This window comes from Herbaspirillum sp. 1173 (assembly GCF_031455335.1).
GTDB classification, from domain to species: Bacteria; Pseudomonadota; Gammaproteobacteria; order Burkholderiales; family Burkholderiaceae_D; genus Herbaspirillum; species Herbaspirillum huttiense.
On the sequence record NZ_JAVDSP010000007.1, the window covers coordinates 83,584 to 105,733 of the forward strand.

22 protein-coding genes are annotated in these 22,150 nt (G+C 62.9%); 5 read left to right on the forward strand and 17 right to left on the reverse strand.

What is annotated here, in order from left to right:
* Window positions 1-17 precede the first annotated feature (17 nt).
* On the reverse strand, window positions 18-836 hold the full coding sequence (locus tag J2X56_RS20615; RefSeq protein WP_121042909.1) for a TrmB family transcriptional regulator: 819 nt from the start codon (window positions 834-836) through the stop codon (window positions 18-20).
* A 107-nt stretch (window positions 837-943) separates the two neighbouring features.
* Here J2X56_RS20615 and J2X56_RS20620 point away from each other — a divergent pair, with 107 nt between their 5' ends.
* Both J2X56_RS20620 and J2X56_RS20625 read left to right on the forward strand, forming a co-directional pair.
* Entirely contained in the window at window positions 944-1,309 is a 366-nt protein-coding gene (locus J2X56_RS20620) for a RidA family protein (protein WP_121042911.1), read from the forward strand.
* Between the two features lie 47 nt (window positions 1,310-1,356).
* Window positions 1,357-2,505, forward strand: coding sequence for an MFS transporter (locus J2X56_RS20625; protein WP_121043096.1), 1,149 nt, complete (start codon window positions 1,357-1,359; stop codon window positions 2,503-2,505).
* 86 nt (window positions 2,506-2,591) lie between these two features.
* Here J2X56_RS20625 and J2X56_RS20630 read toward each other — a convergent pair whose 3' ends face one another.
* The 3 genes from J2X56_RS20630 to J2X56_RS20640 all read right to left on the reverse strand — a co-directional run bounded on the left by J2X56_RS20630 (window position 2,592) and on the right by J2X56_RS20640 (window position 5,919).
* The gene (locus tag J2X56_RS20630; RefSeq protein ID WP_134040271.1) at window positions 2,592-3,452 is read right to left on the reverse strand and encodes a hypothetical protein; all 861 of its coding nucleotides are present in this window, start codon (window positions 3,450-3,452) and stop codon (window positions 2,592-2,594) included.
* Between the two features lie 237 nt (window positions 3,453-3,689).
* Complete coding sequence (locus J2X56_RS20635; protein ID WP_039789938.1) at window positions 3,690-4,892, reverse strand: ammonium transporter; 1,203 nt, start codon at window positions 4,890-4,892, stop codon at window positions 3,690-3,692.
* A 232-nt stretch (window positions 4,893-5,124) separates the two neighbouring features.
* A complete protein-coding gene (locus tag J2X56_RS20640) occupies window positions 5,125-5,919 on the reverse strand; it encodes an alpha/beta fold hydrolase (RefSeq protein ID WP_121042916.1) in 795 nt (264 codons plus the stop codon).
* A 113-nt stretch (window positions 5,920-6,032) separates the two neighbouring features.
* Between J2X56_RS20640 and J2X56_RS20645 the strand changes: the two genes are divergently transcribed.
* The gene (locus tag J2X56_RS20645) at window positions 6,033-6,995 is read left to right on the forward strand and encodes a LysR family transcriptional regulator (protein ID WP_121042918.1); all 963 of its coding nucleotides are present in this window, start codon (window positions 6,033-6,035) and stop codon (window positions 6,993-6,995) included.
* On the opposite strand, the gene J2X56_RS20650 is transcribed toward J2X56_RS20645, so the two are convergent.
* Window positions 6,992-7,894 (reverse strand): AraC family transcriptional regulator, encoded by a 903-nt coding sequence (locus J2X56_RS20650; RefSeq protein WP_199725092.1) that lies wholly within the window; start codon window positions 7,892-7,894, stop codon window positions 6,992-6,994. The two genes, J2X56_RS20645 and J2X56_RS20650, sit on opposite strands and share 4 nt — an antisense overlap.
* Before the next feature lie 205 nt (window positions 7,895-8,099).
* On the opposite strand from J2X56_RS20650, the gene J2X56_RS20655 reads away from it, so the two are divergent.
* Together J2X56_RS20655 and J2X56_RS20660 are read left to right on the forward strand one after the other, a co-directional pair.
* Window positions 8,100-8,930, forward strand: a complete 831-nt coding sequence (locus tag J2X56_RS20655) for an oxidoreductase (RefSeq protein ID WP_121042922.1) — start codon at window positions 8,100-8,102, stop codon at window positions 8,928-8,930.
* Between the two features lie 242 nt (window positions 8,931-9,172).
* Window positions 9,173-10,792: an alkaline phosphatase gene (locus J2X56_RS20660; protein WP_121042924.1), complete on the forward strand. Its 1,620-nt coding sequence runs from the start codon at window positions 9,173-9,175 to the stop codon at window positions 10,790-10,792.
* 36 nt (window positions 10,793-10,828) lie between these two features.
* Here J2X56_RS20660 and J2X56_RS20665 read toward each other — a convergent pair whose 3' ends face one another.
* The 12 genes from J2X56_RS20665 to J2X56_RS20720 all read right to left on the reverse strand — a co-directional run bounded on the left by J2X56_RS20665 (window position 10,829) and on the right by J2X56_RS20720 (window position 22,134).
* Window positions 10,829-11,623: an IclR family transcriptional regulator gene (locus J2X56_RS20665; protein ID WP_034340063.1), complete on the reverse strand. Its 795-nt coding sequence runs from the start codon at window positions 11,621-11,623 to the stop codon at window positions 10,829-10,831.
* 195 nt (window positions 11,624-11,818) lie between these two features.
* Entirely contained in the window at window positions 11,819-12,544 is a 726-nt protein-coding gene (locus J2X56_RS20670) for an SDR family NAD(P)-dependent oxidoreductase (RefSeq protein ID WP_134135531.1), read from the reverse strand.
* Between the two features lie 96 nt (window positions 12,545-12,640).
* Window positions 12,641-13,930 (reverse strand): MFS transporter, encoded by a 1,290-nt coding sequence (locus J2X56_RS20675; RefSeq protein WP_121042928.1) that lies wholly within the window; start codon window positions 13,928-13,930, stop codon window positions 12,641-12,643.
* A 239-nt stretch (window positions 13,931-14,169) separates the two neighbouring features.
* Entirely contained in the window at window positions 14,170-14,904 is a 735-nt protein-coding gene (locus J2X56_RS20680) for an SDR family NAD(P)-dependent oxidoreductase (RefSeq protein ID WP_039789935.1), read from the reverse strand.
* An 11-nt stretch (window positions 14,905-14,915) separates the two neighbouring features.
* Window positions 14,916-15,452, reverse strand: a complete 537-nt coding sequence (locus J2X56_RS20685; RefSeq protein WP_310162223.1) for a 2,4'-dihydroxyacetophenone dioxygenase family protein — start codon at window positions 15,450-15,452, stop codon at window positions 14,916-14,918.
* Between the two features lie 325 nt (window positions 15,453-15,777).
* Complete coding sequence (locus tag J2X56_RS20690) at window positions 15,778-16,689, reverse strand: LysR family transcriptional regulator (RefSeq protein WP_121042932.1); 912 nt, start codon at window positions 16,687-16,689, stop codon at window positions 15,778-15,780.
* A gap of 55 nt (window positions 16,690-16,744) precedes the next feature.
* Window positions 16,745-17,602 (reverse strand): class III extradiol ring-cleavage dioxygenase, encoded by an 858-nt coding sequence (locus J2X56_RS20695; RefSeq protein ID WP_310162226.1) that lies wholly within the window; start codon window positions 17,600-17,602, stop codon window positions 16,745-16,747.
* Window positions 17,603-17,770: 168 nt separating this feature from the next.
* On the reverse strand, window positions 17,771-18,184 hold the full coding sequence (locus tag J2X56_RS20700) for a DoxX family protein (RefSeq protein WP_310162228.1): 414 nt from the start codon (window positions 18,182-18,184) through the stop codon (window positions 17,771-17,773).
* A gap of 181 nt (window positions 18,185-18,365) precedes the next feature.
* The gene (locus tag J2X56_RS20705) at window positions 18,366-19,622 is read right to left on the reverse strand and encodes a class I SAM-dependent RNA methyltransferase (RefSeq protein WP_121042938.1); all 1,257 of its coding nucleotides are present in this window, start codon (window positions 19,620-19,622) and stop codon (window positions 18,366-18,368) included.
* A gap of 99 nt (window positions 19,623-19,721) precedes the next feature.
* Window positions 19,722-20,327 (reverse strand): 2-hydroxychromene-2-carboxylate isomerase, encoded by a 606-nt coding sequence (locus J2X56_RS20710; RefSeq protein ID WP_310162232.1) that lies wholly within the window; start codon window positions 20,325-20,327, stop codon window positions 19,722-19,724.
* Window positions 20,328-20,393: 66 nt separating this feature from the next.
* The gene (locus tag J2X56_RS20715) at window positions 20,394-20,819 is read right to left on the reverse strand and encodes a CopD family protein (protein ID WP_008325441.1); all 426 of its coding nucleotides are present in this window, start codon (window positions 20,817-20,819) and stop codon (window positions 20,394-20,396) included.
* A 46-nt stretch (window positions 20,820-20,865) separates the two neighbouring features.
* Window positions 20,866-22,134: a glutamate-5-semialdehyde dehydrogenase gene (locus tag J2X56_RS20720; RefSeq protein WP_134135522.1), complete on the reverse strand. Its 1,269-nt coding sequence runs from the start codon at window positions 22,132-22,134 to the stop codon at window positions 20,866-20,868.
* Window positions 22,135-22,150 lie beyond the last annotated feature (16 nt).

The window sequence follows — 22,150 nt, forward strand, 5'->3', positions numbered from 1 at the left end:
CGTACCTCCCGTCCGTTTCAGTCTCTCGGATCGACAGGTGCAAGCATGGCGCGCATCGCTGGCGTGGCCAGCAATTTTTTGTAGGTCGCCGGCGACATCGCATTGATCATCAGCCGACCGCTGACATCGGCTTTGATGTATTCCACGGCCAGCAGCGCGATGACCGGATTGGTAGTCAGGGTCGCCTGATCCGCGGTGGAGTCACCCAGCTCCGCCACCACGGCCGCTGCATCATCGGCCACCACCACGGCCAGGCGGCGGCCGGATAGCCGCAGCCTGGCACTCGCACCGCATTCGGCCAGGTCGTAGGTGTGAGGGCCGTCCAGCGTGCGGTCGCCATAAATCGCGACATGGGTCTCGATACCGCGCGCACTGGCTTCTTCCAGCAGCGGTCCGAGCTCGTCGAGCTCTTCATCCCAGATCCCCGCAAACAGAGTGTGTTGCGCGCCTGAAATCGCGCGTGCAAAGGCCTGCACGATCACTTTCCTTCCGCTCAGCGACCAGACCAGTCCGGCTTCTTCTTCCACCGGTAGTTGATCCAGCGCCGATGCCGCCGCTTCCAGGTCAGCCTCGAAGCGGGTGCGCAGCTCTTCCAGCAACGCCGCATGCGGCACGGCACTGTAACGCACAGGTTCGGATCGATTCACCAGTACCGCGCCCCTTGTTTCGAGGCGGGCCAGCGTTTCGTAAACCTTGGAGGGCGGCATCGACGCCCGTCGGCTCACCTCGGCTCCGGTGAGCGCGGCCTGACCCACCAATGCGGTATAAGCCTGGGCCTCGTACTGGGTGAACCCCAGCCGGGTCATGGAAGCGATCAATTCATTTTCTGTAGTCATGCGCGACTCATTTTTCTCTTTTCCGGGATTGACTAACTACCGTAGTAGTATACGATTCGTATAACTACTACTCAAGTAGTTAAAAATCACATGAAAGGAAAGTCCACATGCGTCAACTTGTCAGCACCGGTTCTCCCTGGGAGTCCAAGGTCGGCTACTCCCGGGCGGTGATCGTGAACGATACGATCTTCATTTCAGGCACGGCCGGACAAGGCCCGGATGCCTACACGCAGACGAAGGAGGCGCTCGCCACCATCGAGAAGGTGCTCACTGAGCACGGCTTTGCGCTGTCGGATGTGGCGCAGAGCCGGCTGGTGGTTGCAGACTTTGCGCACTGGCAAGACGCAGCCCGTGCCCATGGCGAGGTCTACGGGGATATCCGGCCGGCGTTCTCCCTGGTGCATGCATTGCCGTTCGTCGACGATGCGATTCTGGTGGAGGTGGAGGCCATCGCCGTCAGGGCGGCCAAGTGACGACGTGCGCCGGACAGGATCGCCGTCTTGCGGGGCGCGCGCTCTTCATGCTCGCGGTCGCAGCGGGCAGCGCCATTGCGAGCAATTACGCGATGCAACCGGCGCTGCCTGAGATTGCCGCTGATTTCGGCGTGGAGGTAGCGTCGCTGACCACGGTGATATCCGGCGCCATTGCCGGCTATCTGATTGGCCTGGTGCTGCTGGTGCCATTGGTGGACAGGGTGAGTCCGCGCGTCCTGATCCCCGGGCAGTTCCTCGCGCTGGCACTGTCTCTGGCGCTTGCTGCGTGGGCAGCGAGCCCGGATGCCCTGGTTGGATGTTTTGTTCTGATCGGTGCCACCACCACGGTGGCAGCGCAAAGCAGCGCCATTGTCGGCAAGCTGGCCGATGCATCTCGCCGCGCACTGAGCATGGCGGCGATTTCCGCTGGCATCTCCGCAGGGATATTGCTGAGCCGATTCATCGGCGGCTTGCTCGTGCAGTGGCTTGGCTGGCGCAGTGCGCTGCTGGTATTGGCGGCCTTGACGGCCGTGTGCGGTCTTTGCGTTTTCCCGCTGCTGCCGGCACAGCGGCCAGTTGGTCACATCGGATACTTTTCGACGTTGCGTGCGTTGCCATCCCTGCTGCGGCAATCGAGGGAACTGCGGCTGCGCATCTGCGCCGGGATGCTATGGTTTTTTGCTTTCAATCTGATCTGGGTGGGCCTGGTCGTGCGTCTGGCCGCGCCGCCCTATCATCTGAATGCCGCGAGCATCGGACTCTACAGTCTCGCCGGACTGACGGGCCTTGCCATGACGCGGATTGCCGGCGGGCTGGCAGACCGGTTCGGGAATTGCCGCGTGATGGTCTGCGGTCTGCTTTGTGCATCACTTGCGGCGAGCGCCTTGGGCGTCGTTCTTGATCATGTGCCGGCCACGCTGGTGGCGCTGGCCATTTTCGACGCGGGATGTTTTGCCGCGCAAGTGGCCAATCAGGCTGGCGTCGTTGCCATTGATCCCTTGCGCTCTGGCGTTCTGAATTCTGTATATCTGTTCTTCTATTACGGCGCTGGCGCGGCGGGCACGGCCATCGCGGGGAGCATCGCACTGCGCGGCGGATGGGAGACCACCGCTTTGTTGGCCGCGTGTGCGGTAGCTGCAGCCGCAGTGGTCAGTGCGTGTTTGCGTGCGTTCTCTCGCGCCGATGGATCTGATTGAACTCATCTCCGGCAAGCTCAGTGCGTTGAGGGCGGGGACGGAGATGGCGCGCAGGGAGTTGGGGGCCTGAAATTTGCGCGAGCAGATCAATGTATTGGTGATGCTGCCAATTCTTCGGTCACGCGTTTATTCAAGGCACCGCCAGCCTGGTAGTTTTCGGTAATCAACTTGACGTGAGTTTTGAGTTCGGGAACATACCAGAATGCGTCGTACATTCTGCCGCTGGCCGACTGTTGCGTGCTGGCGTTTCGGCTGGCGGAAATGGCCACTGAACCTGCCTGAGTGCTGGTGACGGTGGAAGTGGCGACGGCGGCAGTCGGATTGAATTCCTTGCTCCATTCGCCTTCCATTTCCACTTTGATTGCATGGTAGGTACCAGCCGGTACTTTGATATCGACCCAGCCCAAGACCGTGTAATTTTTGGTGATGTGCTGCACCTTCGTGCGTGCATCAGGGTTGGCGGTATCGTATTCCACTTTCCAGGTCTTGCCCGGTTTGAGCGGGAAATCATAGGGACGATTGGTAACGGTATTCTTGCCATTGATGTTTTGCACCACGGCCCAGTCGGCATTGCGCAACAATTCCTTGGGTGGCAGATTGGAGTCTTCCGCCTTGGCGGAAATGACCATGGTCTTGCTGCCGGAGCGGACAATGGCGACGTCCCATTTCCTGGTGGTAGAGCCGAGTATGCCTGCCGTGTTTTGTTCTTCGGTGGCTTGATAGACCCAGGCATCACCCTCCTGCAACGATGGCGCATCGGCAGTTTGGGCGTAACTGGCGCCAGCGCACAGCAAGGATGCGCTGGCAGCAAGATAGCCGATGATGGGACGGGTTTTTATCATCGAGTGTCCTCGTGAAGTCGTTGTTGTTGTGTAATTGGCGTCGCGCAGATGTATGCGGTCAATGCATTGATAGTGCTGTGATGGCAAAACAGCTGCAGCGATCATACGGCCTCTGGCTTTCAAATCACTGACTGATCATTCTCATTCGGATCGGTGCACTGACCACTCCTTGAGAGGGGGCAGATGGGGCCTGGCTACAATCGATTTTCCATATGAAAAGGCCACCGAATGGTGGCCTTTTCAAAAGCGTCGACGCTTTGGTGATTGCAGTTTTATTTCAGTTCCGAGGAGTCCGATCGATTCGAATGGGCTCGCCAGATTTCATTGGTGCTAATCACAGGCTCACCAGCTGGTCTCCCTCTCCGCCGTAGAAGAAATCTTGTGAATGGCCAGATCGGCCCCTTCAAATTCCTGCTCCGGATCCAGCCGTATCCCCACTGCCTTCTTCAGCAAGCCGTAGACGATCCATCCGCCCGCTGCCGCAATGGCGATTCCCATGATGCTGCCGATGAGCTGCGACATGAACGACACGCCACCGCGTCCGCCCAGCGCCTGCAAGCCGAAGATACCCGCCGCAAGACCGCCCCACAGTCCGCACAAGCCATGCAGCGGCCACACGCCCAGCACATCGTCGATCTTCCACTTGTTCTGGGTGCGGGTGAACATCCACACGAAAATCGCCCCCGCAATGCCGCCGGTAACCAGTGCACCCAGCGGATGCATCAGGTCCGAGCCGGCGCACACCGCCACCAGGCCGGCCAGCGGGCCGTTGTAGGCGAAGCCGGGATCGTTGCGGCCCATCAGCAGCGCCACCAGCGTGCCGCCGGCCATGGCCATGAGCGAATTCATGGCGACCAGGCCATTCATCTTGTCCAAGGTCTGCGCGCTCATCACGTTGAAGCCGAACCAGCCCACCGTCAGAATCCACGCACCCAAGGCCAGGAAAGGAATGTTGGAGGGCGGATGCGCCGCCACCGCGCCTTCCTTGCTGTAGCGGCCACGGCGTGCGCCCAGCAGCAGGACCGCAGGCAGCGCGATCCAGCCACCCACCGCGTGGACCACGATGGACCCGGCGAAGTCATGGAACTCGGCACCGAAGGTGGCCGCCAGCCAGGCTTGCACGCCCAGGTGCTGGTTCCACGCGATACCTTCGAAGAAGGGATAGACCAGTCCCACCAGCACCGCCGTGGCGATCAGCTGCGGATTGAATTTGGAACGCTCGGCAATGCCGCCCGAGATGATCGCCGGGATGGCCGCCGCGAAGGTCAGCAGGAAGAAGAATTTCACCAGCTCGAAACCGCTGCGCTCGGCCAGTGTTTCGGCACCGGCAAAGAAGCTCACGCCGTAAGCCACGTAATAGCCGATGAAGAAATAGACGATGGTCGACACCGCGAAGTCGGCCAGGATTTTCACCAGGGCATTGACCTGGTTCTTCTTGCGCACCGTCCCCAGTTCCAGAAAGGCAAAGCCGGCATGCATGGCCAGGATCATGATCGCCCCCAGCAAAATGAAGAGGGCGTCTGCGCCGTTTTTGTGATCGTCCACCAGAAAATCTCCCAAAAAGTGTGCAAGAAAATGCTTGAAAGCCACGACTAAAGCAATTTCCGTTCCATTTTGGTGAAAAATTCACAGTGCCTTGATTCGAAAAGATTTTTTCGGTGCGCCTGTACGATGTCAGGCACCGATATGCACGAACTCCGTGCATATCGGTGCCGGGTAGCGAGGGTGGGCTGCATTTTGGTGCGTTGGCTGCCAGGCCCTGTCTACCTATCGCTGCTTATGTCCGCTTCGGTTTGGTCAGCGCGTCAATGAAGCCTGCGATCTGCTGCGCCACCGCCTCCGGGTCTTCCAATGGTGACAAGTGGCCCACGCCGGGCAAGATGTGCAGTGCCGCCTGCGGAATGCGCGGCAAAAGCTCTGCCTGCAGCGTCGCGATCCGGTCCACCTGGTCGTGCTCGCCCGAGATGACGAGCGTGGGCACGTCGATGAGGGCCACCTCCGCGGTGATGTCCTCCGCCATCGCCACGTTGGGCCAGGCGTGCTTGGCCTGCGGCGCAGCCTGCAAGCTATCCTCGATGACCTGTGCACGGCGGGCCGCCGTCAGCGGTTGTGCCGTCAGCACATGATCGATCACGAACTCCACCGATTCGCGCGTCTGGTAGGCACCCACCAGCATGGCGCGCTGTTCAGCGGAGAGCAGCATGGGCGAAGGCGGGGACGGTGCCACCAGGATCAGCCCTTCGATCCCGTGCGGCCGGCGCGAGGCCATCAGCTGCGCCACCTTGCCACCCATGGAGTGGCCGACCAGGACATAGCGCTGCAGTCCCAGCGCGGCAATGACACCCTCGGCATCGGCGGCCAGGTCGGCAATCCGGTAGCCCTCGGCCGGCGCATCAGAGCGGCCCCAGCCGCGATGGTCGGTGGCAACGATGCGGCCGCGGTGCGCAAGTCGCGCGGCTACCGCATCCCAGGTCCGCGACGAGCCGCCGTAGTAATGCAGGAACACCAGCGCCAGTTCGCCGCTGCCCTGCAGGGCAACATGGATGCGCGTTCCGTTGGTTTCGATATGCATGTGTCTGCTCCTTTGTGATGGGGGGAGAGTCAATGGTAGATTCCATGCGAAAAATTTATAATTGGCAGATTATTAGTCACAGTCGATACTCAGATGATCGAATAGGGAGCTGCATGGACAAACTGATGAGCCTCAATGTCTTCGTGGCCGCAGTGGAGGAGGGCAGTTTTGCCGGGGCCGCGCGTCGCTTCGCGCTGTCGCCGGCGATGGCGGGCAAGCACGTCAGCCAGATCGAGGCGGAGCTGGGGGCGCGTCTGTTTCAGCGCACTACGCGCCGCCTGAGCCTCACCGATGTGGGCCGGACGTATTTCGAGCGTTGCCGCCAGATCCTCGCGGCATTCGATGAGGCGAACCGCGAAGCGACTGCCGTGCAATGTAGCGCACGCGGCCTGCTGCGGGTGGCGGTGCCGGTGACTTTCGGCGCGATGCACCTGGGCCCGGTCGTTGCGCGCTATCTGGCGGATCACCCGGAGGTCAACGTCGAGGTCGTGCTCGGCGACCGCTATGTCGATCTGATCGATGCGGGCGTGGATGTGGCCATCCGCATCGGAAAGCTCGACGATCCTGCGCTGGTCACGCGCCGGTTGGCACCCTGCAGCATGATTGCCTGCGCCTCCCCCGGCCTGATCGCGCAGCATGGCCTGCCTGCCACGCCGGAAGCCTTGTCGCGCCTGCCGCGTCTGGCCTTCAGTGACGCGGTGTCTGCCGGAGACTGGACATTCATCGATGCGGCGGGACAGGCACATCGCCTCGACGGACCCTGCCGTGTGACAGCCAACAACATGCAGATGCTTCTGGCTTGCGTGCTGGCGGGCGCGGGTGTGGCTTACGGGCCGGCCTTCGTTTTCGGTGAGCACATCAGGCAGGGACGGTTGATTGCATTGCTCCCGGATTACCGCGCCACTGCACTGGCCATCCAGGCCGTCTATCCGAGCGCGCGAGGAATCCCGCTCAAGGTCCGCCGTTTCGTCGACTATCTTGCGGAGGACTTCGGCGATCATCCGCCGTGGGAAATCCAGGACGCTGCGCCCCCTGGCGGTCATGTACCTCGCAGACCCGGTTTGAACAGGCGCTAGTGCGATGACACGAACAGCGCCGACGGTTCCGGATCGGGCAGCGCATACGCATCCTTCATTCGCGCCACCTCTTGCGTCGGCGGCAGGGCGAACAGGCGTTTGAATTCGCGGCTGAACTGGGATGCACTCTCGTAGCCGACGCGTGCGCTGGCTTCGGCCACCGTCAGGCCATTGCGCAGCATCAGCAGACGCGCCTGATGCAGGCGCGTCGATTTCAGGTATTGCATCGGCGAGGTGGCGGTGACCGCCTTGAAATGCGCATGGAAGGAAGGCGGACTCATTCCGGCCTCGTGCGCGAGCTGCTCCACATCCAGTTTGTCCGCGTAGGCGGCATGGATCTTCCTGATGGCCTTGGCCACTTTTCCAACCTGCCCGTCGGTGCGCAGTGCGGCGCGCATGGAGGCACCTTGCCGGCCCGTGAGTACCCGCAGGTAGATTTCCTTCACCAGTGAACGGCCCAGGATCCTGGCTTCCATCGGCACCCGCATCGCTTCCAGAAAACGCAACACGGAGGCGGACATGCTGGCATCCATCCGGGTCGCGAACATGGTCTGCGGATGGGCGGAGAGGTCGGCATCGTCCATCTGCACCAGCACTTCAGCCAGCAGTTGAAAATCCAGCCGGAAATAGATCGCCAGCAAAGGTGTCTTCTCTGTGGCGTCGGTTTCCATCGTGAACGGGACGGGTACCGAAACAGCCAGGTAGTGCCGGGCATCATAGAGATAGGTTTGCCCGCCGAGGAATCCACGCTTGCGTCCCTGCACGACCACGACGATGCCCGGCTCATAGAGGACCGGCGTTTCACTCAATGCACGGTTGGACCTGAGGAAGCGCACATCCGGCAGCAGCGACAGGTTGTAGCCCTCGTCAGGGGCGAGCTCGGTGAGCAGCTGCACCATGCGCTGATGCGCATTCGATTTTTTCTGCGCGGATTTCTTCGTGCTTCCCGACATGAGCAATCTCATAGTTTTAGGCAAACACCACATGCTAACCGACATGGTGGATTTGTGGAGTCCTGCCTATGATGGCACCCATCGTCCTCTGCATCGGGAAGCTGCTTCGGCCTTCCGGAGAGGCCACCATCAAGGAGTTACAAGGATTCCCATGAAAAATTCGAAGACATTGCATTTCCTGATTACGGGCGTGAGCTCGGGCTTTGGCAGGGCATTGGCGGATGCGGCTCTTAAGGCTGGTCATTCAGTAACAGGCACAGTGCGCAGCCAGACCGCCAAAGAGCAATTCGAGCAGCTTGATCCCGCACGGGCGACGGCCATCGTTCTCGATGTGACCGATTTCCCCGCCATTGCTGCGGCGGCCGAGCACCTGGCTCCGGTGGATGTGCTGATCAACAACGCCGGCTATGGACATGAGGGCGCGCTCGAAGAATCCTCGCTTGAAGAGATGCGGCACCAGTTCGATGTCAACGTGTTTGGTGCCGTGGCCATGATGAAGGCCGTGCTGCCCACCATGCGTGCAAGACGCAGCGGCCACATCATCAACATCACCTCCATGGGCGGATTCATCACCATGCCGGGTATCGCCTATTACTGCGGCAGCAAGTTCGCCCTGGAAGGCATTTCCGAGACCCTGGCCAAGGAAGTGGCGGCGTTCGGCATCAAGGTCACCGCCGTGGCGCCCGGTTCCTTCCGTACCGACTGGGCAGGGCGCTCCATGGTGCGCTCGCCCCGGAGCATTGCGGATTACGATGCCGTGATCGATCCGATCCGTGCGGCACGCCAGGCCAAGAGCGGACACCAGCTCGGCGACCCGGCCAAGGCGGCGCAGGTGATCCTCGACATGGCCGGCGATGCCAACGCGCCGGTCCATCTCCTGCTGGGCAGCGATGCCGTCAAGCTGGTGCGCGAAAAGCTGGCGCGGATGGGCGAGGAAATCGACGCATGGGAAACGATCTCGGCATCAACGGATTTCGGGTGAACGATCTTGCGTGAGAGTCCGCTGTCGTTGAGATAGTGTGATGCAGGGATCGAACCCGACACTATCCATCGGGAAGAGGCGAGATCATGCGGCCCGAGGGCCGCATTTTTTACGAGAAGAGCGCTGCATGTTTCTGCGGTCAGGACTGGTCAGCAGGGTTTCATCGGACGGTCATATTCGGTTGCTAGATTGCAAGCCCCCGTGTCTTCGTCACTCTTTCCCTCACCCTCACAGGAGTCGCCATGCCAGACCGCAACCCGCCAGCCGACCACAGCCGCCGCCGCTTCCTGCGCGACAGCGCAGTCACGACGATTGCCGCCACTACCACCTTGGCCGCACCGGCCGCCTTTTCCGCTACCCCCGCCATCGTCACCTCCGAGCGCCTGCGCCCGCAATTCCCCGGCGGCATCATGAGCGGCGATGTCACCCGCGACAGCGCCATGATCTGGGCGCGCACCGACCGCAATGCGCGCATGCTGGTCGAGTATTCCACCCGCGAGGATTTCAGCAACCCGGTGCGCATCGCCGGTCCCACCGCACTGGCACGCGAGGACTACACTGCCCGCATCGACCTGCGCGGCCTGCCTGGCGGCCAGCGTGTCTACTACCGCGTGCGCTTCCAGGATCTGGTGCATGAGTCCGCACTGAGCGAACCGCTGACCGGCAGCCTCATGCTGCCCGCCACCACGCCTGCCCAGGCGCGCGACATCACCTTCGCCTTCTCGGGCGACGAAGCGGGCCAGGGCTGGGGTATCAACGAACAGTGGGGCGGTTATCGCGTATATGAAAGCATGCGCCGCTTCCGTCCGGATTTCTTCATCCACTCGGGCGACCAGATCTATGCCGATGGTCCCATCCAGGCCGAAGTGAAGCTGGAGGACGGAACGCTGTGGCGCAACGTGGTGACCGAAGCCAAATCCAAGGTCGCGCAGACCCTGGACGACTATCGCGGCAACTTCGCCTACAACATGCTGGACGCCAACAAGCGCCGCTTCGCCGCCGAGGTGCCCTTCCTGGTGCAGTGGGATGACCACGAGGTGCGCAACAACTGGTATCCCGGCCAGGTGATCGGTGCCGCCGAAAAGCGCTACGACGAACGCAACATCGACGTGCTCGCCGCCCGCGCGCGCCAGGCCATGTTCGAACACAATCCCTTCCGCATCGACAGCGCCGATCCCTTCCGCATCTACCGTGCCTTCAACCACGGCCCGCTGCTGGACGTGTTCATGCTGGACGAGCGCAGCTATCGTGGCCGCAATTCTCCCAATCGCCAGAAGGGCGGCCATGATGCCGACTTCCTCGGCCCCGAACAGATGCGCTGGATCAAGCAGGCGCTGCTGCGTTCGCGCTCGACCTGGAAGCTCATCGCCAGCGACATGCCGCTCTCCATCGTGGTGCCGGACCTGAACCCGGATGTGCCCCAGGGAACCTTTGAGGCCTGGGCCAATGCTGACAACGGCAAGCCCTCCGGGCGCGAACTGGAAGTGGCCGAACTGCTGCGCTTCATCAAGCAGCACGACATCAAGAACGTGGTGTGGGTGACCGCCGATGTGCACTACGCATCAGCCACGCACTACGCGCCCGAGCGTGCGCAGTTCACCGACTTCAAGCCCTTCTGGGAATTCGTCGGCGGCCCCATCAATGCGGGGACCTTCGGACCGGGCGAGATCGATCGCACCTTTGGTCCGGATGTGCGTTTCGTCAGCATCCCGGCGGACATGAAGCAGAACCGTTCGCCAGCCGAGCTGCTGCAGTTCTTCGGCATCGGCAAGATCGACGCCAGGAGCAAGACCCTCACCGTCACGCTGCACAACACCGACGGCAAGGAAATCTACAAGGTGGAATTGCCGCCCGAGGCCTGATCGCCTGCAGGGAGTACGGGCAGAATCGGACCGGACTCAGCCCGGTCCGGCAAGCTTGCGCGAGATGTTCGCGCAGGCTTGCAGCAGCGGTGTCACATACGCCTGCTGCGCATCGGGCAGGCGGCGATAGAGCGGAATGCTCACGCTCACGCAGGCTACCGGCACGCCATCGGCACCGACGATGGCGGCACCGTAACAAAAAATCTGCGCTTCGTTTTCTTCACGATCTTCGGCGTAGCCGCGCGTGTGGGTCTCTTCGACATCGGCGCGCAGCGCCTCCAGCGTGGTGTGTGTGTTGGATGTGAAGGCTTCCAGGTGCAGCGTGCGCATCAGGCGTTCGCGCTGCGCCTGCGCCAGCCCGGCCAGATAGGCTTTTCCCACTGAACTCGAATACAAGGTCACGCGCGTGCCGATGCGCGAATCCATGCGCACGGCTTGGGGACTCTCCAGTTTCTCGATGTAGACCATGCTGTGATCGCTGGGCACGGCCAGGTGCACCGTCTCGCGCGTGATGTCGCGCAGCTGGCGCAGCGATTCGATGGCGGTGGTGCGGATGTCGCTGCGGTCCCAGGCACGGCTGGCCAGATGGATGAGGCGCGGGCCGACTTCATACTGCTTGCTGCGCGGGTTTTCCACTACCATGCCCTCGGCCATCAGCGCGCCCAGGATGCGATACACCGTCGGACGCGGATAGCCCGACAGCGCCGCCAGTTGCGCAATGGAGAGCGGCGCCTCCTGATCGGCGATCAGCTGCAGCACCGCCATGAACTTGGAGAAGGCGGCAGTGCCCGCGATCTTGTTGTCGTCAGCTTGTTTGTCGTGGTCGGGCATGAGCGCGGGATCGTGGGGCAGGAGTGGATCAAGGACAGGGGCAGGATTGCGTACAAGATTCAGTACGGAAATCCGTACAGAATTCTGTACCGAATTCGCGCCAGATTATAGCCGAGCCCATGTGCAAAAAATCCCGCGCCGTCTGGAGCCGGCGCGGGCAAATGGCATTGCACGTGAAAGCATTGCGGCGGCGCTTCAGGCCACCAGATAGCCACCATCGACCGGCACGATGGCACCGGTCATGAAGGAGGCCGCCGGCGAACACAGGAAGGCCACGACATTGCCGATGTCTTCCGGCTTGCCCCAGCGGCCCAGCGGCGTACGCGCGAGGATGGGGCCGGCACGCACCGGGTCATCCTGCAGGGCCTGGGTCAGCGGCGTGGCGATCCAGCCGGGGGCTACCGCATTGACGCGAATGCCGTCAGCCGCATAGGCGATGGCCAGCGACTTGGTCAGCTGCGCTACGCCGCCCTTGCTGGCGCTGTAGCCTGGCACCAGTCCGCCGCCGAAGAAGCTGAGCATGGACGCGGTATTGACGATGCAGCCTCCGGATTGCTTGAGCAATGCGCGGCTGGCAGCGCAGACGCGCATGGTGCCGGTGAGGTTTACGGCGATGACCTGCTCGAAGACATCCGTTTCCAGTTCCTCGCCGCGCCTGATGATGCCGGCGCAGTTGACCACGATATCGAGTTGCGTGAGACCGCTCAGCACATTGCGTACGCTGTCTTCGCTGGCCACATTCATCTCCGCCAGGGTGATGCCGCTGCCCTCGAATGGCGCATGCGCAAAGGGCGGCAGGCCGGCAGCGATGACGCGTGCGCCCAGTGCGGCGAGCTGGCGTGCAACGGCTGCGCCGATGCCTTGGGTGCCGCCGGTAACGAGGGCGGTCTTGCCCTGAAGCAGGTCGGGAATGAAGCTCATGAAAATTCCTTCTGGTGAGTGGCAGGAGACTGGCTGGATGCCGCTACCCGTCGGGCGGCGGCATCGGGTCAGGCTACTGGGGCATGAAGCATTGCGTCATGCGGCGTGCGCCTCGATCGGCTTGTCCACCACGAACATGTAGACCAGCGCAGCGGCAAAGGCTACGGCGGCGCTGATCAGCAGGGCATTGACGAAGGAGTGCGTCTGGTCCACCACCACGCCCGTGATGACCGGGGCCAGCGAGCCACCGAGATAGCCGCCGAAGTTCTGCATGCTGCCCAGCGAGGCCACCAGGCGGCGCGGAATGGCCACCGACACCAGCGCCCAGGCACCGCCGGACGCCATGTTCACGAAGGCCATGGCCAGCGAGATGTAGACGATGGCCATGGTGGTGCTGGGTGTGTAGGCGGCCGGAATGGTGAAGGCACCGGCACCGATGAGGCCCGCGCAGATCGGCCACTTGCGGCTGCGGATGGCGGGCATGCCGCGCTTCATCAGGCCATCGGCGATATAGCCGGAGGAGAGCATGCCCAGCGTGCCGAAGATGTAGGGGATCACCACCACCCAGCCGGTGCGGGCGATGGAGAGATGGCGTTCATGTTCGAGATAGGCCGGCAGCCAGGTGAGGTACAGCCACACCATGTAGATCACGCCCATGAAGCCGAACAGCATGCCCCAGGTGGTGCGGTAGGTGAACAGACTCTTCCATTCGGCCCAGCTCAGCTTGGCATTGGCGTTGGGATCCTGGTCGTGGTCATCGGCGAGATAGAGCACTTCGGAAGGCGTGAGCTGGACTTCGTTGCGATTCCGGTAAAACAGGTACCAGCCCACCGAGACGGCGATGCCGAGCAGGCCCATGATGATGAACATCATGCGCCAGCCGAAGGACAGCATCAGGATCGTGAGGATGGGCGGGGCCAGTGCCGGGCCGATGGTGGAGGAGGCCACGAAGATGCCGGTCGGCCCGCCGCGCTCGCGCATGGCGAACCATTCGGACACCACCTTGGCTCCCGCCGGGAACTGCGGCGCTTCGCCCAGGCCGAGGAACACGCGCGCCACCAGGAATTGCTGCAGCGTATGGACGAAGCCGCCCGCCAGTTGCGCCAGCGACCAGACGAACATGCCCGCGCCCAGCATCACGCGTGCGCCGAACTTGTCGAGCATGGCGCCGATGGGCAGTTGCGAGAAGGCATAGGCCAGCGAGAAGGCCGACAGCAACAGGCCCATCTGCGAGGCCGAGAGGTTGAGCTCCTGGCTCACCGAATGATTGGCAATGGACAGCGTGCTGCGGTCCAGGTAGTTGACGATGCCGGCCAGCATCAGGAAGCTCAGTGCCACGAGCTGTATGCGTTTGAGCCGGGGGCTCTTTTCCTTTTGGACTTCCATGGTGTGCGTCTCCAGTGTGAATGATGTGCTGCCATTGGCGTGCTTCGTAACGGCTGCGTCTGTCGCGCAGCTCGCTGTCGAGGACAGGTTCGAAGCGTCATGCAAGGATGCAGTCGCAAGGACGGTGTGGAGTCCGTCCCTGCGTGTTGCTTGTCCGGCGCTGCCCGGGCGGCGGCTGCCTGCCCCGGCATGCGATCCTTGCTTGCCCGGATGATTCTGGTGGCTGAGCGGCAAGCCGCTCAGTAAGTTGCGCGTCCGCCCGAAAGATCGAACACCGCGCCGGTGTTGAAGCTGCAGGAACCGGAGCACAGCCATGCGCACATGTCGGCGACCTCATCGACGCTGCCCAGGCGATGCATGGGGCTCTTGGCGATCATGGTCTGCACATGGGCCGGCGACATCTGCTCCAGCAGTGCGGTCTTCACGGCGGCCGGTGCAATGGCGTTGACCAGCACGCCGGTCTCGGCCAGCTCCTTGCCCAAGGACTTGGTCAGCGCCAGTACGCCCGCCTTGGCGGCGCTGTAGGCCGAGGCATTGGGCGTGCCTTCCTTGCCGGCCAGCGAGGCGATGTTGACGATGCGTCCGCGTCCGGCCGCGCGCATGGCCGGCGTCACGCTGCGGCAGGCATGGAAGACGCCCAGCAGGTTGACCTGCACGATGCGATGCCACTCACCCACGTCATACTCGTCCAGCGGCACGGTCGGACCGGCGTAACCGGCGTTGTTGATGAGGAAATCGATGCGCCCGGTGTCGGCCAGCAATCGCTGTGCGGCCTGCATGACCGCAGCGGCGTCGGTGATGTCGAGGCTTTCTTGCCGATAGGGCGAGGCCGCGTCATGCTGCTGGTCCCAGACGACCACCTGCGCGCCGCCAGCGGCCAGGCGTGCGCTGATGGCTGTGCCGATGCCGCCATGGCCGCCGGTGACCACGGCCACGCAGCCGCCAAAGTCATGGGATGCGCGGGAATAAGTCATGTCATGCATCCTCAGCGCACGAAGCGATCGACGTAGTCGCTGCCCAGGCCGACCGCTTCATAGTGCTTGCGGCACATGTCGAGCTTGGTGAAGACATCCTCGTAGCCTTCGAACTTGCCCCAGGGGTCGCAATAGAACATGACGCCGGTGATGTGGAAGTAGGTGATCATCTCTTCCACGTCCTCGGGCACGTAGAGGGTGTGGGTCTCGCCCGGCGGTTCAAAGACGTAGCTGCCCTGTTCGGCGATCCAGTCATGTTCGAGATAGCGCCAGCGGCCTTTGAGCACCATGCCGTGCACCGGTGCCGGATGGCGGTGGCGCGACAGCACGCCGGACTTGCGCACGCGCAGCAGGTTGGTCCAGTAGCCCTGCGAGACATTCAGGCAGAGCGGACGGAACCAGACATTCTCGGCTTGCGGCACCCACACGCGTTCGTCCTCCGGGACCGCCGGATTGACCACGATCTCCAGTGGCGCTTCCTTGGGGTTGGGGAACTGGTAGGGCTTCATGTTCAGATCGGCGGGCATGGGGGTGCCGGTGGCTGTCATGTGGGGTCTCCTGATGTTCTTCTGTTGAATCCGGACTTTGTTCAATATATGGACAAAGCGTTCGCCATATGGTCAATGTCGACGATAGAAGACGGTGTGTCAATGGCGCTTCAGCCCGGACAGGCCCGCCAGAAAGCGAGCCAGAATCGCATGCGCCGGTCTGCTCCACTGCAATTGCGCGCGCGTGCAGCGTCCGCAAGACGAGCCTGCAAGCTTGTGTGAGGATGCATGAAAATTATGCATGGCTGCCGTTCAAGCCACCCTGCGGGAGAGCATGGGCGCGCTGCGAGAACGTCTGCGTTGCTGCCGCCGTGGGATCAGGCGATCAGGCCTCGGCCGGTCCGGACCAGTGCACCTGCGCGAAGGCTTCGGACAGAAAGTCCAGCATCGCCCTGACCTTGGCCGGCAGATGCGCGCGGCTGGGGTAGACCGCGTAGATGCCGAGGTCCGGCACGGTGTAGTCGGTGAGCAGCGGGACCAGCTGTCCGCTGCGCAGGTACTGGTCGATCATGAAGGTCGGCTGGCGCGTGATGCCGATGCCGCCCAGCGCTGCCTGCACGCAGCTGTCGCCATTGTTGACGTGCATGCGCGCATTGACGCGCACGCTCACCGGACCTTCCGGCCCGCTGAACTGCCACTCGTCCTTGCCGTGGTTGTAGCTGTAGCTGATGATCTGGTGCTGCGCCAGCTCGTGCGGGTGGCGCGGCGTGCCATGCGCTTCCAGATAGGCGGGCGAGGCGCAGATGGGCAGGCTGGTGCTGGTGAGCTTGCGGTGGATCAGCGTGGAATCGGCCAGCCGGGCGATGCGGATCGCCAGGTCATAGCCTTCGTCGATGATGTCGACGATGCGGTCCGAGAGGGTGATGTCCAGTTCCACTTCCGGATGGCGTTCCAGGAAGATCGGCCACAGCGGTGCCAGGTGCAGGATGCCGAAGGTCACGGGAGCATTGATGCGCAGCAGGCCGGCGGGCTTGGCGCTGCCGGCCAGCAGCAGGTCATCGGCTTCTTCCAGCGCTGCAACTATCTGCTTGCAGCGTTCCAGGTAGAGGCTGCCGGCTTCGGTCAGCGAGAGCCGCCGGGTGGTCCGCTGCATCAGGCGCGAACCCAGGCGCGCTTCCAGTTCCAGTACCGTGCGTGAGACGGCGGCCTTGGAGATGCCCAGCGCGTCGGCCGCCTTGACGAAGCTGCCGAGGTCGGCCACGGCGATGAAGCATTCGATTTCACGCAGTTTGTTCAAATCGTGTTTTCCCCGAGAGGGCGCTGCGCTGGCACCCCCCGGAACAGACGGCGGCTCAGGCAGCTGCCGGAAGTTGTGCCAGCAGGCGGGCACCGGTGCCGAAGGCGAAGGCGTCCATGCGCAGGCTATGATACGTCGAACCGCTGTCGAGGTGTACCAGCTGTGTCCAGTCGTCGGCCGCGCCCATGGCGAAGAACAGGCTCAGCAGGTGTTCGTCGCTGGGATGCGTGCGCACCGCATGCGGGGCCGTGGTCCGGTAGCCGAACAGGGCCTGCAGGTCGCCGGCCTGCATGCGGTCCAGGAACCAGCGCAGGAATTCCAGCGTATGCGGCGCATCGCCTCCCTCGATCTCGTTGCGGCGCAGTTCGCGCAGGTTGTGCGTGAAGCTGCCCGAGCCGACCAGCAGGATACCTTCCTTGGCCAGTGGTGCCAGCAAACGGCCAACCTGATAGTGGTATTGAGGCGGCTGCTGCGATTGCAGCGAAAGCTGGATCACCGGCACATCGGCTTGTGGATAGAGATAGCGCAGCGGCACCCAGGCGCCGTGATCGAGACCCCAGCCGCCATCGGTATTGGCCGGCAGGCCGCCGTCACGCAGGCGTTGCGCCACATGCTCGGCCAGCGCCGGTGCGCCGGGGGCGGGATAGTCCAGTTCATAGAGTTCCTGCGGGAAACCACCGAAGTCATGGATCACGCGCGGCTTGGGCTGGTTGCCCACGCGCGGCGTGAACGTCTCCCAGTGCGGCGACACCATCACGATGCCACGCGGACGCGGCAGCGTCGCACCGATGCTGGCCAGCAGCGGACCGGTGCGGCCCGGTTCGACGGCCAGCATGGGCGAGCCGTGCGAGACGAACAGCGAGGGCAGGGGAAGGCTATCGACGGTGCTGGAGAGAGTGGACACGGTGGACATGATGGTTTCCTTGTGAATCGCTATAAACGATATAAAACATTTAAAACGTTTGGAACATTGACTGCTTTGATGCGGTTTGAAACTTTGTCGCCGGATGGCGTGCGCCGGGCACGGGCCCGGCGCTGTTCCTGCGAGAGATTGTTGGCTGATGATGCCATCAATGCGCCATCAGCGCTGCGCTTCACGCTTCAGGGCAAATGCGCCATCACCCAGCAGGAACACGGCAAGCAGGCCGACGATCCAGAGCGCCAGGTATTCCCAGCCGCCCTTGGGATTGGTGAAGAAGAAGCCGGCCTTGCCATGCACCAGCACGATCGCGCCCAGCAGGTCCGCTGCCAGCGGCAGGGCCAGCCAGCGACCGTAGAAGCCCAGTACCAGCGCGATGCCGCCCACCACTTCCAGTGCCATGACCGGATAGGCGAACCAGCCCGGCACGCCCAGCGAGGCGAAGAAGCCGACGGTCCCGGCGGGTGTGAAGACGAACAGTTTCAGGCCGGCGTGGACCAGGAAGAAAATGCCCATGGTGACGCGCAGCAGGAAGGCGGCGTAGTCGGCGCGGGTGTTGACGGTAACGGTGGTCATGGTGATCCCGGAAAAGTGTGGAGTGGATGAAGGATGGCGAGCGTTGCGCTTTTGCTTTTTCTTGCATGCGCAACGGCAGTCGCCAAGTCCACACTGTAGGGAAGAAGGCAGGCCGGATAAACCGGTGGCGGCGGGATGGATTGTCTTGGAGAAGTTGACAATCCATCCGCGCCGGAGAGGATCAGTCTTCGCTGTCGCGCGAGACCGGCTTGGCTTCCTCGCGGCGGTTGTAGCCGGCCACCATGTCGAAGCGGAACAGGCGGCATTCCAGGGCGCCGTTGAAGAACGGGGTCTTGCGGGCTTCCTTGAGGCGCATCAGCTTGGGCAGGCCGAGGTCGGCCGAGAACAGGAATACGCTCCACCCCGCAAAGCGCTGCTTGAGCGTGCTGGAGAAGGCGCTGAAGAACTGCGTGAACAATTCCTCGGTCGGCAAGGCACGGTCGCCGCGCACGCCGATACGTTCACCGTAGGGCGGATTGGAGAGGATGATGCCGACCAGCGGCTTGCCCTCGGCATCGACCGGCGGCTTGATTTCCTGCGCTTCGATCTGCTTGAGCGGCACTTCGAAATGCACGCCGGCGCGTACCAGGTTCTTGCGGGTCAGTTCCACCATGTCGCCGGAGATGTCGCTGCCGAACAGCGTGGGCGTGGTCGGAATCGGATTGGGTTTGAAATCGCCCTTGATGGCGAACCAGGCATCGGCATCGAAGTTGCTGAACTTCTCGAAGGCGAAGCGGCGGCGCGCGCCCGGCGGTACGCCGGCGATGATCTGCGCCGCCTCGGCCAGGATGGTGCCGGAACCGCACATGGGGTCGAACAGCGGTACGCCCGGCTTCCAGCCGGCGGTGCGCAGCAGGCCTGCAGCGAGGTTCTCGCGCAGCGGCGCATCACCGGTTTCTTCGCGCCAGCCGCGCTTGAAGAGCGCCTCGCCCGAGGTATCGAGATAGACCGTGAAATTGTGGGCATCGACGAAACCGGCGATGCGCATGTCAGGCGTGCGGGTGTTCACCGATGGGCGCAGCTTGAACTGGTCGAGGAAGCGGTCGCAGATCGCATCCTTGATCTTGAGGGTGCTGAACTCCAGGCTGCGCAGGGGCGACTTCACGGCGGTCAGGTCCACGCGGATGGTGTGCGAGACCTTGAACCAGTCTTCCCAGGCTTGCGCCAGGGTGAGGTCGTAGATGTCGTTCTCGTTCTTGTAGGAACCATGGCCCATGCGCAGCAGCACGCGGCTGGCGATGCGCGAGTGCAGGTTCATCTGGTAGGCCGCCAGCAGGGTGCCGGAGCAGTGCACGCCACCGGGCACCTGGTTGTGCACCTTGAGGTTGGCGGCGGGGCCGGCGTGCTGGGCGATCTCGTTGAGTTCTTCCGCCAGGGCCGTTTCCAGGCCGCGCGGGCAGGGACAGAAGTAAGAGTAATTGGTGTCGGGAGCTTGCATGGGAGTACCTTTTATCCGTTGGAAAACAAAGTAACAAAAATGAAAAAAGCCGGACTGCGCGGCTCGCTGCGCAGTCCGGCGTCATTGTACGCTGGCCGCTCAGCCTTTCGCGAAGGCACGCTCGATGAAGTCCAGGCGATCCTGGCCCCAGTAGCCTTCACCGTCGTAGACGTACCACGGCGCACCGAAGATGCTGGCGGCATTGGCCTCGTCGGTGAAGCGGTCGAATTCGGCCTGCACGCTGGCCGTTTCGGCCGACTTCAGCAGGGCCGCGCCATCGTGGCCATTGGCATTGGCGATGGCGACCAGGGTGTCGTGGTCGGCGATGTTGCGTTGTTCTTCCCACACCGCGCGCATGATGGCGCCGGTCAGGCGCAGTGCGGCGGCGGTGCCGTGGGCCAGCTGGGTGGCGATGATCAGGCGCGCCGCATTGTCGCTGTTGACCGGGAAATAGGTCGGCTGCAGCACCATGGGCTTGCCCAGGAATTCGCTCCAGCGTGCCAGTTCCTTGAGGCGATAGGCCTGGCGCTGTGGTGCGCGCTTGGCCAGCGGCAGGCCTCCGGAGACTCCGAAGATCTTGGACAGATCGAAGGGCTTGGGCAGGATCTGCACCTGGTATTTTTCGGCGAGGGCGACGAAACGATCGTGGCCCAGGTAGGCGAAGGGTGAATGCGGCGCGAAGAAGTACTCACAGACTTTGCTCATGACCGGCTCCGGAAGGATGAGTGTGGAATGTAGCGGACGAAGACTGCTGGGATAGTTGCAGAATGATCAGAACGGCTTGACCACCACCAGGATCACGATGGCCAGCATCAGCAGCACCGGCACTTCGTTGAACCAGCGATACCAGACGTGGCTGCGCACGTTCTTGCCGTGTTCGAATTTCTTGAGCAGCGAGCCGCAGGCGTGCTGGTAGCCGATCACCAGCACCACCAGGAACAGCTTGGCATGCAGCCAGCCATTGCCGGGACCCTTCCAGAACGACCAGGTGATGGCCAGCAGCCACACGCCCAGCACCAGCGCCACCAGCGAGATCATGCCGGTGAAGCGGTACAGGCGGCGCGCCATGCCCAGCAGGCGTTCGCGCGCGACCAGGTCGGTCTCCTGCGCCAGGTTCACGAAGATGCGCGGCAGGTAGAACAGGCCGGCGAACCAGGAGGCGATGAAGACGATGTGCAGGGCTTTGATCCAGAGCATGGCTATCCTTGTCGTGCGTGATGGCTTGGGGGGGCGTGCGTGTGTCTTACTGGCGGACCTGTCCCTGGCCCAGCACCACGTATTTCAGCGAGGTCAGTCCTTCCAGTCCCACCGGGCCGCGTGCATGCAGCTTGTCGTTGGAGATGCCGATCTCCGCACCCAGGCCGTATTCGAAGCCATCGGCAAAGCGGGTCGAGGCATTGACCATGACCGAGGCCGAATCCACTTCGCGCAGGAAACGCATGGCGCGCGTGTAATCCTCAGTGATGATGCTCTCGGTGTGCTGCGAAGAATGGCGATTGATGTGCTCGATGGCCTCATCCATGTCGGCCACCACTTTCACGGCCAGGATGGGGGCCAGGTATTCGGTGTCCCAATCCTCTTCGGTGGCCGCCTTGAGCAGCGGGTAGCCGGCCAGGATCTCGGCGGCTTCCGGATCGCAGCGCAGTTCCACTTCCTTGACGCGATACAGTTCGGACAGCGGCGGCAGGATGGCGGCGGCGATGTTGCGCGACACCAGCAGGGTTTCCATGGTGTTGCAGGTGCCGTAGCGATGGCACTTGGCATTGAAGGCCACATCGAGTGCCTTGCGGGTGTCGGCCTTGTCGTCGATGTAGACGTGGCAGATGCCGTCGAGGTGCTTGATCATCGGCACCTTGGCTTCCTTCATGAGGCGCTCGATCAGGCCCTTGCCGCCGCGCGGGACGATCACGTCCACGTATTCCTGCATGGTGATGAGCGCACCCACGGCAGCACGGTCGGTGGTCTCGACCACCTGCACTGCCTGTTCCGGCAGACCGGCACCGGCCAGTCCTTCCTTGACCAGCTTGGCCAGCGCCTGATTGCAATGGATGGCTTCAGAGCCGCCGCGCAGGATGGTGGCGTTGCCGCTCTTGATGCACAGGCCGGCGGCATCGACCGTCACGTTCGGACGGGCTTCGTAGATGATCCCGATCACGCCCAGCGGCACGCGCATCTGGCCGACCTGGATGCCGGTAGGGCGGTACTTCATGTTGCTGATCTCGCCGATGGGATCGGGCAGGGAGGCGATCTGCTCCAGGCCTTCGGCCATGGTGGCGATGGCCTTGTCGGACAAGGTCAGGCGGTCCAGCATGGCTTCGGCCAGACCGTTGGCGCGGGCAGCGTCCAGGTCCAGCGCATTGGCCGCACGCAGGGCGTCAGCGTCGCGGCGGATGGCGGCCGCGATCAGCAGCAGTGCCTGGTTCTTGGCAGCGGTATCGGCACGCGCCATGGCGCGCGAGGCAGCACGGGCCTGCTGGCCGATGCGGTTCATGTAGAGGTCGATGTTTTCCATGCTGTTTTCTCCGGGG

Coding starts and splice junctions, on each gene's coding strand:
- J2X56_RS20665 (WP_034340063.1), bottom strand. CDS start 11,623: ATGCCCGACCACGACAAACAAGCTGACGACAACAAGATCGCGGGCACT.
- J2X56_RS20645 (WP_121042918.1), top strand. CDS start 6,033: ATGGACAAACTGATGAGCCTCAATGTCTTCGTGGCCGCAGTGGAGGAG.
- J2X56_RS20705 (WP_121042938.1), bottom strand. CDS start 19,622: ATGCAAGCTCCCGACACCAATTACTCTTACTTCTGTCCCTGCCCGCGC.
- J2X56_RS20675 (WP_121042928.1), bottom strand. CDS start 13,930: ATGGAAGTCCAAAAGGAAAAGAGCCCCCGGCTCAAACGCATACAGCTC.
- J2X56_RS20650 (WP_199725092.1), bottom strand. CDS start 7,894: ATGGTGCAGCTGCTCACCGAGCTCGCCCCTGACGAGGGCTACAACCTG.
- J2X56_RS20715 (WP_008325441.1), bottom strand. CDS start 20,819: ATGCTCTGGATCAAAGCCCTGCACATCGTCTTCATCGCCTCCTGGTTC.
- J2X56_RS20670 (WP_134135531.1), bottom strand. CDS start 12,544: ATGAGCTTCATTCCCGACCTGCTTCAGGGCAAGACCGCCCTCGTTACC.
- J2X56_RS20625 (WP_121043096.1), top strand. CDS start 1,357: ATGCTCGCGGTCGCAGCGGGCAGCGCCATTGCGAGCAATTACGCGATG.
- J2X56_RS20620 (WP_121042911.1), top strand. CDS start 944: ATGCGTCAACTTGTCAGCACCGGTTCTCCCTGGGAGTCCAAGGTCGGC.
- J2X56_RS20680 (WP_039789935.1), bottom strand. CDS start 14,904: ATGACTTATTCCCGCGCATCCCATGACTTTGGCGGCTGCGTGGCCGTG.
- J2X56_RS20720 (WP_134135522.1), bottom strand. CDS start 22,134: ATGGAAAACATCGACCTCTACATGAACCGCATCGGCCAGCAGGCCCGT.
- J2X56_RS20640 (WP_121042916.1), bottom strand. CDS start 5,919: ATGCATATCGAAACCAACGGAACGCGCATCCATGTTGCCCTGCAGGGC.
- J2X56_RS20710 (WP_310162232.1), bottom strand. CDS start 20,327: ATGAGCAAAGTCTGTGAGTACTTCTTCGCGCCGCATTCACCCTTCGCC.
- J2X56_RS20685 (WP_310162223.1), bottom strand. CDS start 15,452: ATGACAGCCACCGGCACCCCCATGCCCGCCGATCTGAACATGAAGCCC.
- J2X56_RS20630 (WP_134040271.1), bottom strand. CDS start 3,452: ATGATCGCTGCAGCTGTTTTGCCATCACAGCACTATCAATGCATTGAC.
- J2X56_RS20695 (WP_310162226.1), bottom strand. CDS start 17,602: ATGTCCACCGTGTCCACTCTCTCCAGCACCGTCGATAGCCTTCCCCTG.
- J2X56_RS20615 (WP_121042909.1), bottom strand. CDS start 836: ATGACTACAGAAAATGAATTGATCGCTTCCATGACCCGGCTGGGGTTC.
- J2X56_RS20660 (WP_121042924.1), top strand. CDS start 9,173: ATGCCAGACCGCAACCCGCCAGCCGACCACAGCCGCCGCCGCTTCCTG.
- J2X56_RS20655 (WP_121042922.1), top strand. CDS start 8,100: ATGAAAAATTCGAAGACATTGCATTTCCTGATTACGGGCGTGAGCTCG.
- J2X56_RS20700 (WP_310162228.1), bottom strand. CDS start 18,184: ATGACCACCGTTACCGTCAACACCCGCGCCGACTACGCCGCCTTCCTG.